At 57.0% G+C, this 14,536-nt stretch carries 16 protein-coding genes and 1 riboswitch; of the genes, 8 read left to right on the forward strand and 8 right to left on the reverse strand.

All coding sequences use genetic code 11. From position 1 onward, the window contains the following. Positions 1 to 10: 10 nt before the first annotated feature. The 3 genes from M516_RS0108105 (at position 11) to M516_RS0108115 (ending at position 3,576) form a co-directional block, all read left to right on the forward strand. A complete protein-coding gene (locus M516_RS0108105) occupies positions 11 to 1,243 on the forward strand; it encodes an efflux RND transporter periplasmic adaptor subunit (protein WP_029098680.1) in 1,233 nt (410 codons plus the stop codon). Between the two features lie 168 nt (positions 1,244 to 1,411). Beyond that, a riboswitch (SAM riboswitch) is annotated at positions 1,412 to 1,523 on the forward strand. Between the two features lie 103 nt (positions 1,524 to 1,626). Continuing rightward, positions 1,627 to 2,811 (forward strand): pyridoxal phosphate-dependent aminotransferase, encoded by a 1,185-nt coding sequence (locus tag M516_RS0108110; protein ID WP_029098681.1) that lies wholly within the window; start codon positions 1,627 to 1,629, stop codon positions 2,809 to 2,811. A gap of 294 nt (positions 2,812 to 3,105) precedes the next feature. Next, on the forward strand, positions 3,106 to 3,576 hold the full coding sequence (locus M516_RS0108115) for a hypothetical protein (protein WP_029098682.1): 471 nt from the start codon (positions 3,106 to 3,108) through the stop codon (positions 3,574 to 3,576). 523 nt (positions 3,577 to 4,099) lie between these two features. On the opposite strand, the gene istB is transcribed toward M516_RS0108115, so the two are convergent. Beyond that, the gene (istB, locus tag M516_RS0108120) at positions 4,100 to 4,867 is read right to left on the reverse strand and encodes an IS21-like element helper ATPase IstB (RefSeq protein WP_008409491.1); all 768 of its coding nucleotides are present in this window, start codon (positions 4,865 to 4,867) and stop codon (positions 4,100 to 4,102) included. Next, a complete protein-coding gene (istA, locus tag M516_RS24650; protein ID WP_008409807.1) occupies positions 4,864 to 6,087 on the reverse strand; it encodes an IS21 family transposase in 1,224 nt (407 codons plus the stop codon). The genes istB and istA overlap by 4 nt, the downstream gene beginning before the upstream one ends. A gap of 135 nt (positions 6,088 to 6,222) precedes the next feature. Between istA and M516_RS0108140 the strand changes: the two genes are divergently transcribed. Together M516_RS0108140 and M516_RS0108145 are read left to right on the forward strand one after the other, a co-directional pair. Further along, on the forward strand, positions 6,223 to 6,723 hold the full coding sequence (locus M516_RS0108140) for an SRPBCC family protein (protein ID WP_029098683.1): 501 nt from the start codon (positions 6,223 to 6,225) through the stop codon (positions 6,721 to 6,723). A 223-nt stretch (positions 6,724 to 6,946) separates the two neighbouring features. Beyond that, positions 6,947 to 8,149, forward strand: coding sequence for an aminotransferase-like domain-containing protein (locus M516_RS0108145; protein ID WP_029098684.1), 1,203 nt, complete (start codon positions 6,947 to 6,949; stop codon positions 8,147 to 8,149). Positions 8,150 to 8,433: 284 nt separating this feature from the next. Here M516_RS0108145 and M516_RS0108150 read toward each other — a convergent pair whose 3' ends face one another. After that, positions 8,434 to 9,282, reverse strand: coding sequence for a family 1 encapsulin nanocompartment shell protein (locus M516_RS0108150; RefSeq protein WP_029098685.1), 849 nt, complete (start codon positions 9,280 to 9,282; stop codon positions 8,434 to 8,436). A 67-nt stretch (positions 9,283 to 9,349) separates the two neighbouring features. Continuing rightward, entirely contained in the window at positions 9,350 to 9,964 is a 615-nt protein-coding gene (locus M516_RS0108155) for an IMEF encapsulin system ferritin-like cargo protein (protein ID WP_029098686.1), read from the reverse strand. 254 nt (positions 9,965 to 10,218) lie between these two features. Here M516_RS0108155 and M516_RS0108160 point away from each other — a divergent pair, with 254 nt between their 5' ends. Further along, positions 10,219 to 10,500 carry a DUF2325 domain-containing protein gene (locus M516_RS0108160; RefSeq protein WP_029098687.1) on the forward strand — a complete coding sequence of 94 codons (282 nt, stop codon included), beginning with the start codon at positions 10,219 to 10,221 and terminating at the stop codon, positions 10,498 to 10,500. A gap of 63 nt (positions 10,501 to 10,563) precedes the next feature. Beyond that, positions 10,564 to 10,713 carry a hypothetical protein gene (locus M516_RS25505; RefSeq protein WP_162836710.1) on the forward strand — a complete coding sequence of 50 codons (150 nt, stop codon included), beginning with the start codon at positions 10,564 to 10,566 and terminating at the stop codon, positions 10,711 to 10,713. Positions 10,714 to 10,789: 76 nt separating this feature from the next. Here M516_RS25505 and M516_RS26130 read toward each other — a convergent pair whose 3' ends face one another. The 4 genes from M516_RS26130 to M516_RS23040 all read right to left on the reverse strand — a co-directional run bounded on the left by M516_RS26130 (position 10,790) and on the right by M516_RS23040 (position 13,715). Then, positions 10,790 to 11,143, reverse strand: a complete 354-nt coding sequence (locus M516_RS26130) for a S1C family serine protease (protein WP_269320169.1) — start codon at positions 11,141 to 11,143, stop codon at positions 10,790 to 10,792. After that, positions 11,083 to 12,537 (reverse strand): recombinase family protein, encoded by a 1,455-nt coding sequence (locus tag M516_RS0108175; RefSeq protein WP_029098689.1) that lies wholly within the window; start codon positions 12,535 to 12,537, stop codon positions 11,083 to 11,085. Before M516_RS0108175 ends, M516_RS26130 begins: the two co-directional genes overlap by 61 nt. Before the next feature lie 132 nt (positions 12,538 to 12,669). Beyond that, a complete protein-coding gene (locus tag M516_RS0108180; protein WP_029098690.1) occupies positions 12,670 to 12,990 on the reverse strand; it encodes a winged helix-turn-helix transcriptional regulator in 321 nt (106 codons plus the stop codon). A gap of 125 nt (positions 12,991 to 13,115) precedes the next feature. After that, the gene (locus M516_RS23040) at positions 13,116 to 13,715 is read right to left on the reverse strand and encodes a S1C family serine protease (protein WP_081656475.1); all 600 of its coding nucleotides are present in this window, start codon (positions 13,713 to 13,715) and stop codon (positions 13,116 to 13,118) included. 228 nt (positions 13,716 to 13,943) lie between these two features. On the opposite strand from M516_RS23040, the gene M516_RS0108190 reads away from it, so the two are divergent. Next, positions 13,944 to 14,480 carry a PadR family transcriptional regulator gene (locus M516_RS0108190; RefSeq protein WP_029098691.1) on the forward strand — a complete coding sequence of 179 codons (537 nt, stop codon included), beginning with the start codon at positions 13,944 to 13,946 and terminating at the stop codon, positions 14,478 to 14,480. Positions 14,481 to 14,536: the final 56 nt, after the last annotated feature.

The following is a 14,536-nucleotide window of genomic DNA, read 5'->3' on the forward strand; positions in this document are numbered from 1 at the left end:
GCTACACGGTATGAAGATGAACAAGGGAAGTCTTGGGCTGCTGCTGGCCCTGGCAGTCGCCCTGGCAGGTTGTACGGCTCCGGATGCGGCCACGCAGCAGACGCAAACGGAAAACAAGCCGGTGCCGGTACAAGTCGATACAGTGAAAAAAGGAAGCGTGTCCACGCGCGCGGGGGTAACCGGGAAACTGGCCCCCAACAAGGAAGTCACCTTGGCGCCCAAAGTGAGCGGCAAGATCGTGCAGTTGAACGTGAAACTGGGGCAGTATGTCCAAAAGGGACAGGTGCTCTTCTCCCTGGAAAAAACGGACCTGGTGAATGCGGTGCAGCAGGCGCAGGCGGCGTACGACCTCGCCGTAGCCAACCTGAAGCAGAGTGATGCCACCACCAGCCAAGGGCTGCAGCAGGCGAAAAACGGTCTGGTGCAGGCCGAGCAGGCGCTGCGGGACGCGGAACGCAACTACCAGCGCATGTCCGAACTGTACAATCAGGGGGCGGTGTCTCCTCAGCAATTGGAACAGGCACAGGCGACCCTCACAAACGCGCAGACGGCGTATGCCAACGCCAAGCAGGCGCTGGAGGCGGCAGAAAAGCGGACGGGAGTGGCCGTCACCCAGGCATCCGTGGAACAGGCCCGCGTCTCGCTGGAAAACGCCCGTGAACAGTTGGCCAACGCGACGGTGACCGCCCCGATCTCCGGCTTCGTCTCCGCCGTCAACGGACAGGTAGGGGAGATGGCTTCGCCGCAATCGCCGGTGGTCACCATCGTGGATACCGACCCGCTGATCGTCAAGGCCAACCTCTCCGAAGAGGAAGTAACGTCGGTGAAAAAAGGGGACAAGGTGAAGATCCAGATCTCCGCCCTCTCCAAGGAACTGGACGGCACGGTGAGCGCGATCAGTCCCGTGATGGACCAGACGCTGCGCGCGTATCCGGTGGAGATTTCCCTGGCCAAGCAGGACGCCTCGCTGAAGGCGGACATGGTCGTCAGCATCCAGTTTGCGAAACAGCAGGCCGCCAACATGCTGGTGGTGCCGCTCAAGGCCGTCTTTGACGAGAACGGCAAGCGGTTCGTCTACAAGCTGGAAGGCGACACGGCGAAAAAAGTGGAAGTCCAGACCGGCACCGAATCCAGCGATCTGGTGGAGGTAAAGGCGGGCCTGAAGGAAGGCGAGAAAATCGTCGTGCGCGGCCAGACGCTGCTGAAGGACGGCGCCAAAGTGCACATCCAGCCGACATCTTGACACTGCCGTTTTGCTCAAGTAGTATGAAAGAGATTACCAACCAGCGCAGTCCGGACCCTTCGGCGGCCTTGAACGGACGTCGTAACGAGGGGCCGGCACGGTCGCCGTCCCGCCGGATGTGTGCTGGCATGAAGCTGTAACGCAAACGAAACCGAATAGCATGCAATGACCTTATCCAGAGAGGCGGAGGGACTGGCCCGATGAAGCCCGGCAGCGGATCTGCCTGTACGGCGGCAGATGCTGTGCCAATTCCAGCAGGAGCATTCCTGACAGATAAGAACGTGGAGATGTCGATCTGCCCCTTTTTCTGTACAGGAAAAAGGGGCTTTTGCCTACGTGCCGATGTCTGCACGATTTACCCGAGGGAAAGGAACGAGAGACCGATGCGCATCCAACCGTCCGCCATGATTGACCGACTGCCGACGCAGTTTTTTGCCTCGCTGGTGGCAAAAGTGAACAAAGCCATCGCCGCCGGCCATGACGTGATCAACCTGGGGCAGGGCAACCCCGATCTGCCCACGCCGCCGCACATTGTCGAGGAACTGCAGGCCCACGCGGCCCGGCCGGTCCACCACAAGTACCCGCCGTTCAGCGGCCGTCCGGAGCTGAAACGGGCCGTCGCCCACTGGTACAAGCAGGAGTTTGACGTCGAGTTGGACCCGGAAGAGGAAGTGGCCATCCTGTTCGGCAGCAAGACCGGACTGGTGGAAATCTGCCAGGTGCTGCTCAATCCGGGCGATGTGGCCCTGGTGCCGGACCCCGGCTATCCCGATTACTGGTCGGGCGTGGCGATCGCCGACGGGCGGATGGTGATGATGCCGCTGCGCGCCGCGAACGGCTTCCTGCCGGACTACGGCGAATTGGCCCGGGAGGATCTGGACAAGGCCAAGCTGATGTTCCTGAACTATCCCAACAATCCGACAGCGGTCAATGCGCCGTTCGAATTTTTCGAAGAGACGGTCCGCTTCGCCCGCAAGCACGAAATCGTCGTCTGCCACGACTTCGCCTACGGAGCGATCAGCTTCGACGGCAAGAAGCCGGTCAGCTTCCTGCAGGTGCCGGGGGCCAAAGAGGTGGGCGTGGAGTTCTACACGCTGTCCAAGACCTACAACATGGCCGGCTGGCGCGTCGGCGCGATGGTCGGCAACCGGGAACTGGTCCGGCTGATCAACCTGATCCAGGACCACTACTTCTGCAGCCTGTTCGGCGCCATCCAGATGGCGGCGGCCCGGGCGCTGACCGATTCCCAGCAGTGTGTCCGCGAGCTGGTCGCCGTCTACGAAAGCCGGCGCAACGCGCTGTTTTCCAACCTGCACCGAATCGGCTGGGAGGCGGCACCGTCGCAGGGATCGTTCTTCACCTGGCTGCCGGTGCCGAAAGGGTTTACGTCCGCTGATTTTGCCGACCTGCTGCTGGAGAAGGCCCATGTCGCCGTCGCGCCAGGCGTCGGCTTCGGTCCCACCGGCGAAGGGTACGTCCGCGCCGCGCTGCTGGCCAGCGAGGAGCGGCTGGCGGAAGCGGTGGAGCGGATTGAGCGTTTGGGTATTTTCTCCCCGTGCAAAAAATAGTTCATGTCCTAGAGAATGAGAGTTGACCGCCAGGGTGTTCGCAGAACGGCCTTGGCGGTTTGATTTTTTTGAAGTGACTTCCGGCCCAAATAGGCGAGTGTCGTAGAGCCCGAAACCGGGTGGGCGAATAGCATGGAAAAGGGCGGGGGCGATCACCCATGCCGCGCCAATGCGAAAAAATCCATTCTCAGTAAAAATCATTCTCAGCATTGACAGATAATGATTTTCATTATACGATAGGTATGGTAATGATAATTGATCTCAATGATCACGTTTGCTCGGCAGGAGGGTGTCATGCGCTATCAGATCAACGGATACACCGACATGTACACGGTCATCACCAATGAGCGCAAGGTAGGCGGCGCCGTTGAAGCGGGCCTGATTCGCCTGCGGTCCGGCGAGGAGTTTGCCAACGCCGTTCTCACGCGGCTGGAGATGTCCGGCGCGCAGTATTGCTCGCTCGGTTTTGTCACGGAGGAGGGCAAGCGGCTCATTGTCCATGTCAATGACATCAGCATGATTGCCGACGCGGTGCACGTAAACGTATGCGAGCTGCGCAACGAGGTGATGCGCGCGGAGAAGATGGCGGAGCGGCTGAAGCGCCTGAAGCGGCTGTGCCAGTTGAACGAAGGAAGCTGTACGCCGACGTTCCGTGAAGAAGCGCTGCTGCTTGCCGAAGACATTGGCTTCGACGTGGCGCGGGAACACGTCGATCTGCCGTTCCTGCCGCAGACGGAAAAGGCACGGGTTGTTCGCATCGCGTAGGGAAATCTGGCGTGCCAAAGAGACGAAAACGTTCCAGAGAAAAAGACGGGAAGCGGTTCACGCTTCCCTTTTTGCTTGCCCGAATTACTCCCGCAGGCGATCAATGTTCTTGGCAAACCAATGAATCAGTCCGCAGTTGTCACAGGTGAGAGTGTGAACCTGCCGGCTGGCGAAGTCCAGGTTGAAAAAGGTCATCCTCGCTGTGATCATGAGCTTGTTGGCGTAACGAAACCGGTGGTGCCCGCTGAATCCGCTCAGGTTTTACACCGGCATCCATCTGGAATCATCTACCTAATGGTTTATCAAAATAGTAGAACGGGCAGACTTGCTTGAAAGGACCGTGCAAGGACGGACACATACGTGTCGTCTTCATCTCGAATTGTTATCTCCTGTAACAGAATGGCTTCGTTTTTCTGAACGTTTGTGGAACGATTTGCACCTAATTAATCACGTGTCAACGCCGACTTTATTTTGACCCACCATCGCCGGTTTAGAATTGACCCACCCGGCGATTTTTTGTTGGTTAGGTGGTAGAGGGGGAGCCGTAGGCTCCAGTCCTCATCTTCTCACGAAGTCGGTAACTATTCCCCCTAATATTGACGATGTGGGAATGGTGTAAGAGCCGATCCAGGATAGCCGTAGCAAGTATCGGATCGCCCATCAGTTCCCCCCATTCACCGAAACTCTTGTTGCTGGTCAACAGAATACTCCCTCTCTCGTATCTTGCACTTACTACCTGGAAAAAGAGGTTAGCTGCCAAACTGTCAAACGGTAAGTAACCAATTTCGTCAATAATCAGGAGCTTTGGTCGAATATAGATGCGTAGGCGTTTATCCAGCCTGTTTTCCGTGTAAGCTTTTCGCAGATCTTCGATGAGTTGCGAGAGACTGACAAAGTAAACGGATATCCCTTGCGAGATGGCTTCTACAGCCAACGCCACCGCCAGATGACTTTTTCCTACTCCGGGAGGCCCTAAGAACAAGACATTCTCGTGTCGGGTTACAAAAGTCATCGTGGCCAGCTCTCGAATCAACCGTTCGTCAATGCTGGGTTGGAAAGCAAAATCGAACTCCTCCAGCGTTTTTCGGTAAGGCAAGTGTGCGAGTTTGGTGCGTACCTCCATATTCCGTTTTTGACGTTCCGCTATCTCTGCATCTAGAAGCATGTTGAGAAAGGACAGATAGGTGGGCTGTCCATGACTTGCCGCTTCCAAATGGGCATCCAAGAGTAGAGCCGCTTGCTGAAGCCCAAGTTCCTCAAGACGTAGCCGTGCCTGTTCCAGTTCAATCATGCTCCCACCCCCGTCAGCTGCTCATAGACATCCAGCGAACGCACTTCCACTTGCTGCGATGAAATCTGTCGGGCTTGCGGACGTGGATAGGCATATCCTTGAGCAGTCGTAAGACCTGCATACTGGTTTTCACAAAAAACAGTTGCACGGGATCGATAGACCTTTTGGTGTCGAGCAATACATGTGCCGTCGGCCCAGATTTCCACCCACCCATTCACTTCTCGCACGGTACCCTCACGTCCACTGTACCTCCATGGAACCCCATATCGTACACCATCGTAGCTAACAAATCCGTCTCGGCTGACCTGTCTCGGTTCATGCAAGTATTTTTCCCATCGTTCAGCTGAAGGGATAGGCGACAGATTTTCCTCACGGAGTCGGTCGATGGGACGTTCGCCGGTTGTTCCATGAATACGGCGGTTAATCCGCTCGCACCAGTGTAGGGCTTGTTGATTGAGATCCTGTAAATCAACGAAGCGTTTGCCAGGAAGAAAGTTGTTTTTTACGTATTGAACGCCTCGTTCCACTTTTCCCTTTGTTTCGGGGCGTCGAACTTTGCATACTTTTGGAACAAGCCCAATCGCTGCAGCAAAGTCGGCAAAAAGCGGATGCCAGCGAGGTTTTCGATCATCTCCCATGCCCAGTACGACGGTTTTCATCTGGTCGGTCAGCATTACCTTTGGGATGCCCCCAAAATATTCAAAAGCATGAATCAAGCAACGAAGAAAGCTGTGAATGTCACAACGCTTAGTGAACTCTATATAGGTGGAACGAGAGTACCCCAATACCATGACAAATACCGGCACTTTTCGGACTGTACCGTCCAAATCTACGTAATCACACAGTCCCCAGTCGACCTGTGCATATTCACCAGGTTTCGTCTCGTAACGAAGAACAGCGGGAACTTGTTTGGGAGGACGGAAGTCCTTCACATAGTCTTTCAAGATGGTACGTCCCCCGGTATACCCCTTTTCTCGTAGAAGATCGAATAAAACCTCGCAGTTATAGATACCTTCTTGAAGACGTTCCTGCAGGAACGGTTTATACGGATCAAGCTTGGAACCACGAGATTTACGGGTTCCCTTTTCGGGGGAGAATTCACCCCGGAGATATCGGCGAACTGTATTTCGAGAATGCCCCGTTAGACGGGCAATTTCACGAATACTCTTGCCTTCTGCCCTCATGGTATGTAACGATATCACTATCCCACTCCTTAGCATGTGTCTCCCTCCGAAGATTAACTTGGCCGTTAATTACGAAGGGGATATATTCGCTATGGGTGGGTCATTTTCTTTCCGGCGAACCTGGGTCAATTATATCCCGGCGGTGACATCACGTTGTAAAGGATGATGAAAATGGTTCATGCATCTACCATAACGGTAACGATGAAACGTTCTTTTGATGTCTCTGCAGACAGAGTGTTTGACGCTTGGCTCAACCCGGAAATGATGAGAAAATGGCTGTTTACGATGGAATCGACGAATAAAGTGGCAAAGAACGAACCTCATGTCGGTGGAACATGGGAAATTGTGGATCATCGTGGAGGGAAAGATTACAGGGCAATTGGTGAATACATCGAAATTGACCCGCCCAATCGATTGGTGTTTACCTTTAAAATGCCGCAATTTAGTGACACAGAAGACAGGATTACCGTTGAATGTAAACCTCTTGAAAAGGGATGCGAGATGACTTTCACACAAGTGATTGTCGTTCCTCATGAAGAAGGCTGGACGGAGAAAGACATTGAACAAGCACTTCGTGAGTACCATGACAGTACAGAACAGGGTTGGAATTTCATGTTTCTTGGGGTAAAGCAATTGGTTGAAACGGGTAAAATCAATTATCCATCACCATAAAGGTATTTACAATCACGAGCGGTTCCTTTCATCTTCAAACGATTTGCAACTGAGCTGCAGATAAAGAAGAACGGGTTTCCTTAGAACATAAGGGGGCCCGTTTTGATACGTGATGATCAGAGAACAATAGCCAAAACCTATTCCGCTTATAGCAAGGATAGATTGGACTTCTCCCGGCGTGAGTGATACAACAAGGATAAGCTCAATCAAGGGGGAACGGAACATGGAGTACTCTTTTTCACACTCGGTTGACGCACTGAGCTCCTCGGCCGTGCGGGAAATCCTGAAATTGACGCAGGGCACCCAGGTGCTGTCGCTGGCCGGCGGACTGCCGGCGGAGGAGTTTTTTCCGCTGGAAGAAATGAAAGGCGCTTTTGACCGCGCGCTCAGTCAAGGACCGAAATCGCTGCAATACGGTCTGACGGACGGATACCTGCCCCTGCGCGAGTGGGTGGCGTCCCGGATGAAACAAAAGAACATGAACGTTGGCGTGGAGAACATGCTGCTGACCACCGGCTCCCAGCAGGCCGTCGACTTGCTCTGTCGCGTCTATCTGGACGAAGGCGACGTCGTGCTGGTAGAAAACCCCACGTATCTGGCTGCCGTGCAGCTTTTTCAGTTCCGCGGCATTCGCGCTGTTCCGGTGGAGGGGGACGACGAGGGCATGGACATGGAGGATCTGGCCCGCAAGATCGCCCAGTACCGTCCCAAAATGGCGTATGTGATTCCCACGTTTGCCAACCCGACCGGCAAGGTATGGAGTCTGGAACGGCGTCTCGGCCTCTTGCGCCAGTGCCGCGACAACAACATCCTGATCCTGGAAGACGACCCGTACGGCGAGATTCAGTTTGACGGGGAGGGGCCGTATCCGACCATCTTCTCGCTGGATCAGCATCCCGACGGTTCGGCGGTCGTCTACACCAGCACCTTTTCGAAAACGGTGGCGCCGGCGCTGCGGATCGGCTGGGCGATCGGAGACGCTCAGGTGATCCAGACGATGGTCAAAGCGAAACAGGCGGTCGACCTGCACTCCAGCTCCATTGACCAGATCGCGCTGCATCAACTGCTGTCCCACTTCGATCTGGACGCCCACATCGGCAAAATCCGCGCCGCCTACCAGGAGCGGATGGAATGGATGCACCAGCTCCTGGCCAGCCAGAATTGGAGCGGCGTTACCTGGAACAAGCCGCGGGGAGGCATGTTCCTCTGGGTGAAGCTGCCGGAGCACGTCCATTCGGAAAAACTGCTCGCCCAAGCCGTGCGCGAAGGCGTCGCGTTCGTTCCGGGCATCCCGTTTTACGCGGCCGAACCGCAGGTGAACACGATGCGGCTCAACTACACCCTGTTGAACAGGGAAGATACCAAGCTGGCCATCAGCCGCCTGTACAGCGCATTTGCCGCATACACCGCCGTTGCGGCGCAGTAAGCAGCCGACCGTACGAAAGCGGCTGCTGGAACAGCGTGATCCTCACACGAAAGAGTCCTCTGTCATGGAGGACTCTTCTTGTTCTGGGCGGAAGTGCCTGATCTGCTCACGGTATTTGGCGGAGTCCTGATCGTGGCGTCCTGCATCGCATTGTCGCGGAGTAAGGGAAGATGATCACAGCCTGGGCAGGAAAAAGAAGAGCGGCTGCTCCCCGAACGGGAGACAGCCGCTCACTTTTTGGTTGATTCGCAGGAAGAGAAAGCCCCGCGTCCGGGGTCCGGGACTTATTCCTCCGTTTCTTCCAGCGTGCAGATGGCGCTCGGCCGCTTGATGCGGAGCACGACGCACTCGTAAACGCGGAAGAAGCTGTTCATCTGCTCGTCGCCGAGGAACGCCGTGTCGAAGTCTTCGGCGATCGCCAGGTCCAGGTTGTGCCGGCCGGTGGCGACCAGCACGCCGGTGCGTCCCTTGATGGTGGGGGATTGGTACACCCCGTCGGTCACCAGATTGCGAATGTGCTCGATTTCCAGGACGTTGGTCCCCTTGTGGACACGGTGCAGAAGCGAGTACAGCTCCGGAGAGACGACCAGCGCGTACGGGCCGCTGTGTCCCATTTTCAACAGCTTGTTGCGGGCCTCGACGATGTCGGCAAACGCGTTGCCGGATTCCATCCAGTCGCTCTTCAGGTGGGTGAGGCGACCCTTGACGTTCATCAGGCCGGGCAGATCAAACTCCGCGGAGCCGTTGAAAATCAGGTCGTCTTCCATCAGGGCGCATCCTGCGGCCGCATTGGCTGCGGCGCTCATGTCCAGCGGCATCCCCAGGGTGCGGGCCTGGGCGACGTCGCGCCAGTACAGCACGAAGTCTTTGTACAGGATCGGGATGGTCAGGCTGACCCGACGGCTCGGCTGGGTCAGCTCCAGGGATTCGCCGCGCAGGCTTAACCCCCCGAAGCGGGATTCCTCGTAAATGTCGTTGATGATCGTCTGGATGCCTTCGCCAAGCGGTCCGTAGATATCGATAAAGCGGCGTCCGACCAGTTGGCGGCGGGCCATCTCGACGACGGTCTGGTCCAGTTGGCGCCACTCGTCATTCGTCAAGGGAGAGTCGGGAAACTTGCGGAGCTTGTCCATCGTTGCTACCTCCAAATCGTTCGAAATGGTGATGAAGCGGTGTTGGCGGCAGAGCCGAAACGGCCTCTTACAATCCTTTCAAACTGCCGACGGTCAATCCTTTTTTGGCGGCCGGGGCGGAAACGGTCTGTGCGGCTCCCGGCGCTTTCCCTGCATGGGCGGCTCCTGTCTGTGCCGCGGAAGCCTTCAGGTGATCCACCTGGTGAATGTCGTGCCCTTCGTCGTGGTCGGTCAGATCAGGACGGCGGTCGCCGTCGGAAAAGCGTTCGCTCAGCGCGGCGATGATCTCTTTGACGCGGAGGTAATCTTCCTGTGTCGCTTCGCGCATGCTGTTCAGGGCACTGCGCGTCTCCTCGTCCTGAAACTCGTACAGGGAGAGTTCCAGGTGCTCGCGGAAGTTGTGCAGGCCGAATCGCTCCAGGTTTATGTCAGAAAGCAGGCGGGAAAGTTCCCGGTCGCTGAGCTGTTCCGCCTTGTTCCCGTCGATGAGGGAGCCGAGGTAGGGAATCAGTTCGTTCAGGCGGCCGAGGCGCTGCTCTTCTTCTTCCAAAATATGGTGATAGTACAGGCGGGTATGCTCATCCTGCGCCGCGTCGATAATCGGCTGGATGATGCCCATGAAGCGCTCGATAAAGCCGCTGGTGCGGGTAAATATGGCGTGCAGTTGCGACATCTCTTGCACCCAACGCTACCTCCTCACTGGTGATGTGTGTCTTCATTATATCATACGGCTGGAAAAAAGCACCGGGAAAGAACAATGCAGAGTCGTTCTTAGTATTCCGGCTGACACAAAAATGTTACCACGGAGAGTATTGTCAAAGCTAATTGGGAATGATAATATTTATCAATAAGAGTGAGATTCATTATCAATTAGAAAACAAGCGAGGTACCACATACAACGAGTCAGAGAACCATTCATGTAGGAGGGAATTTGAAATGTCGTCCATTCTCGTCATCGGCGGTGACCGCCTGGGCAATATCGTTGATTTTCTGCAAGATCAAGGATTTACCGAGATTCATCACGTGACCGGCCGGAAAAGCTCCCAAACCGGCGTGAAAATCCCGACCGGCGTCCACATGATTTTGGTGTTGACCGACTTCGTCAACCACAATCTGGCCAAGACGGTAAAAAATCAGGCAAAAGACCGGGAACTGCCGATTGTGTTCTGCAAGCGTTCTTGTGCCGCCATTGCCAAGGCGCTCCTGCACGTGGCGTAAATACATAGCCTCCGGAGTGGGCAGACTAGACAGCGAGTCTGACATCAAACGGAGGAATGGCACGTGAAACAGAACCGGCTCGACGAACTGCCGATTGCCCGCTTGACGGAGGCCCAGCTTCAGCAGCTGAAGCAGGCGGAACAACAGCTCAACCAGCAGGGCAGCGGCGTGTACCTGATTGCCTTTGAAAAACAAGCCCCGTCACCACGGTAGACGGGGTTTTTTGTTGGGGGCAATAGCCAATGCGGCGGGGCGGCGGCATCATCGGCCGGACGGGACGAAGAGGGGCTTAGGTGAACACGAACTGTCCCAACCGCTCTTTCAGCGCGTCGATGCCGATGGCAAACCCGAGACATTGGCTGGATTGAATGATGAACGCGTTGAGTCCGACCACTTCGCCGTTCAGATTGATCAGCGGGCCGCCGCTGTTGCCGGGGTTGATGGCCGCGTCCGTCTGAAAAATATCCTCGTACATCCGCTTGGCCACCTGCAGGCGCCGGTTTTTGGCGCTGATGATGCCGGCCGTGACGGAGTTTTCCAGACCCAGCGGGGAACCGTCTGCTCCCGTAGGGGCAAACCGCGTCAGCGAAACGCGAGCAGCGTGAGGCGCACGGCCAGCCCGGGGCCGGACGCTGACGGACACGCCTCCGCTTCCAGGCGGCGGAGCAGGATGTCCGCCAACTGCCGGCACTCTTCCCGCGTAGCCCACTCCCAGATGGAGGACCAGTCGGCCAGCGCTTCCTGCCACTCGTCCGGCCCGCCCGCAGGAGGGAGCTGCCGCCCCGTGGCCTGCGCCTCCCGTTCCGCCCGCTTCAGCTCTCCGAGTTTGGCGCGATATTCCGCCAGCGTGATGACCCCTTCGGCGTAGGCGTCTTCCCAGCGCTTCCGCTTTTGCCTGCATTTTTGCAGCAGCGCCTGGGCCGCCTCCCATTCCGTTGGTGGCGCCCCGGACGAGACGGCTTCGCGGCAGGCCGCACGGAGTTCCTCCCGATAGCGGAGGAGGTGGCTGATCACTTCCCGGGCCAGGCGGTCTTCGCGGATCGCGGGGGCCTGGCACCCGCCCTTCTGCCTGTTTTTGCACAGGTAATAGTGGTGCGTGTACCGTTTGCCGTTGGGCTTGTTGGTATGGGCCGTCTTGCCGCGCATCGGCGAGCCGCAGCGGGAGCAGTACAGGAGACCGGAAAAGATGAACGGTGAAGAGAGGACCCGTGGATGATGAGACCGCCGCTCCGAAAGCCGCCGTTGAGCCGCCGCAAACGTGGAGGCGTCGACGATGGCCGGGTGTGCCCGCTCGACGATCACCCACTCCTCCGGCCGGTTGAGCCGCTGGCCGCCTTCCGCGTAGTTCCACCGCAGGGCCCCGTAGTACACCGGATTTTTCAACAGGCGGGTCACCGCGCCGGCGCTCCAGCGGGCGCCGTGTTTTCCGCGAAAGCCCTCGTGGTTGGCCCATTCCGCGATCTGCCGGGGAGACCATCCGGCCAGAAAGTGCCGGAACATGCCGCGCACCGCATCCCCCTCTGTCGGATGCACCGCCAGCCGGCCGTCCTGCCATTCGTATCCGTAGGGCGGGGGGCCGCCCGGCCGTTTTCGCTCCCGCACCATCTGCTCCATCCCCAGCTTCACCCGCTCCGCCAGGTTTTCCCGTTCCCATTGGGCCAGAGCCGCCACCAGCGTGATGAACAGCCGGCCGATCGCCGTCGTCGTGTCGTAGACTTCCGTGCAGCTTTTGAAGCGGACGCCGTGCCGTTCAAACTGGCTCAGCAGCCGGTACAGGTCCAGGACGGAGCGGGTCAGGCGGTCCAGCCGGTACACCAGCACGACGTCTACCCGCCCCTGCCGCACGTCTGCCAGCATCCGCTGCAGCGCAGGCCGGCGCGTATCCTTGGCGCTCTCGCCTTCGTCGGCGTAGATGTCCGCCAGCGTCCAGCCCTGGGAGCGGATGTAGGCGAGCAGCCGTTCTCGCTGGGCGGCCACGGAAAATCCTTCCTTTGCCTGTTCCTCCGTACTGACGCGAACGTAGACAGCCGTTCTCATCGAACCACCTTCCCTCATCGCGGATGGTAGAGTCTACAGCAGGGAGGCGGCGCGTATGCCTGGACAGCCAAAAAAGCCCCGCCGTCGTTCCCGGCGGAACGCAGCGGGGCGCGGATCAGCCGGTGCGGCCGGCTACATCCACTTCTGGCCCCAGGCGTGAATCGATTCGATTACGGGGCGCAGGTCTTTTCCTTTTTCCGTGAGATGGTATTCGATGCGGACAGGAATTTCCGGAAACACCTTGCGTTCCAGGATGCCCAGTTCCTCCAGTTCTTTCAATCGTTCCGACAGCATTTTATCGCTCATGTGCGGCACCATTTCGCGGATGTCCTTGAAGCGGACAGCCCCGAGCAGCAGCACATGGATGATCAATCCGGTCCATCTCTTGCCGAGAATGTTCATGGCCCCTTCGTACTTCGGGCACATTTGCTCGCCAGCAAATTCTTGACCCACGTCGGTGTCACCTCTGTGAAACAGCTTTTTGTATTGCCCTTAATTGTAACACACTTACTTGAGAAAGGTAAGTTGCATTCACCGCCAATCGGCTCTCGTCATGTTGTCTCCCGCGAACGGTCCGGCTATGCACACAGGCGGCCGGGACAGGCGGTCGGGACGGGCGGACGCCCGTTTCCCGCGTCGGCGTTCCGGGGGCAGGGACCGCCACCCCCAAGCAGGCGCATGGGAAAATCCTGTCTTCGGTTTGCCTCTATGGCGGCAGGCGGGGAACCAATGCTGATGACCCATTCGCCCACCTTCGTGTCGGATGAGCTGCCCAGCCGCAGCGGGGTCAGTTTGCAATCCGCGTCGATTTTGATGACGGCGTAGTCGCGGACGCGGTCGGCCAGCACGCGTTTCGCTTCATACACCTGCCCGTTGTACAGCTTGACGAGGATGGTCCGCGATTTTCCGACCACGTGCTCGCTGGTTAGAATGTATCCTTTGGGATGAAATATAAAACCGGAGCCGTAACTCCGCTCGGAGGGAAGCGGCGACTCGTCGGTGATCAGACTGCGGATCAGCGATTCCACGTTGTGCCCGTGGGGCGCATCCTCGGTCACAATGGAGACGACGCCTTCCTTGACGCGCTCCACAATCGGCACGAAAAAATTGAGAGGATGCAAACTGCTGCTCACAGGGTACTTGACTTTGGTGTAATGGGACCATTTTTTACTTTTCACGGTATCTCCCCCCACAGCAGATAGGTATGTATCATCTTATGGCACGGCGGGGGAGAAGGGACGCCCAAAAATCCACGGGAGGGATATATCAATATTTTTGATTGATATAATAAAGAAATAGGATTGGTATAATCATAAGAAAGTGCTTATAATACATATAGAGAATATTTTGAACATAAAGCGCATTCGCGAGAGAGAGCAGACAGCGTGTTGGAGGGATGTAGAGAGATGGATGTCAAAACAATTATTCTCGGATTTTTGAGCTACGGAGAGATGAGCGGGTACGATATCAAACAGGCGTTTTCCAACAGCATCGGCTTTTTCTATGACGCCAGCTTCGGCGCCATTTACCCGGCGCTCCGCAAGCTGGAGGAAGAAGGATACGTGACCAAGCAGGAGGTCATCCAGTCGGGCAAGCCGAACAAGATCCTGTACAGCATCACGGAGGCCGGTCGGGAGGCGTTCCGCAAGGAGATTCAGACCCCGATTCTGCCGCCGGTGCTGCGTTCCGACATGCTGGTAAAAATTTTCTTTGGCAAGAGCCGCACGCCGGAGGAGCAAAGAGAACTGCTGCAGAGCTGTCTGGAGATGCAGCGGCACATGCTGCAGCAGAGCCGCCGTTCGTACCAGAAACTGCAGCAGCATTTTGACGAATACCAGCGATTTTGCTGGGAGTACACGATCCACCACCTGGAGACCACGATTGCGTTTTTGGAACAAAAAATGCCGGCCCTGCTGAAACAGGAGCCCGCCTGTACCCTGTAGGAACGGACGGGACCGTCCGATCCGCAGCGAGCGGGGAGAGCGGACATAAAAAAGCG

This window comes from Brevibacillus thermoruber 423 (assembly GCF_000454065.1).
Taxonomy (GTDB): Bacteria; Bacillota; Bacilli; order Brevibacillales; family Brevibacillaceae; genus Brevibacillus; species Brevibacillus thermoruber.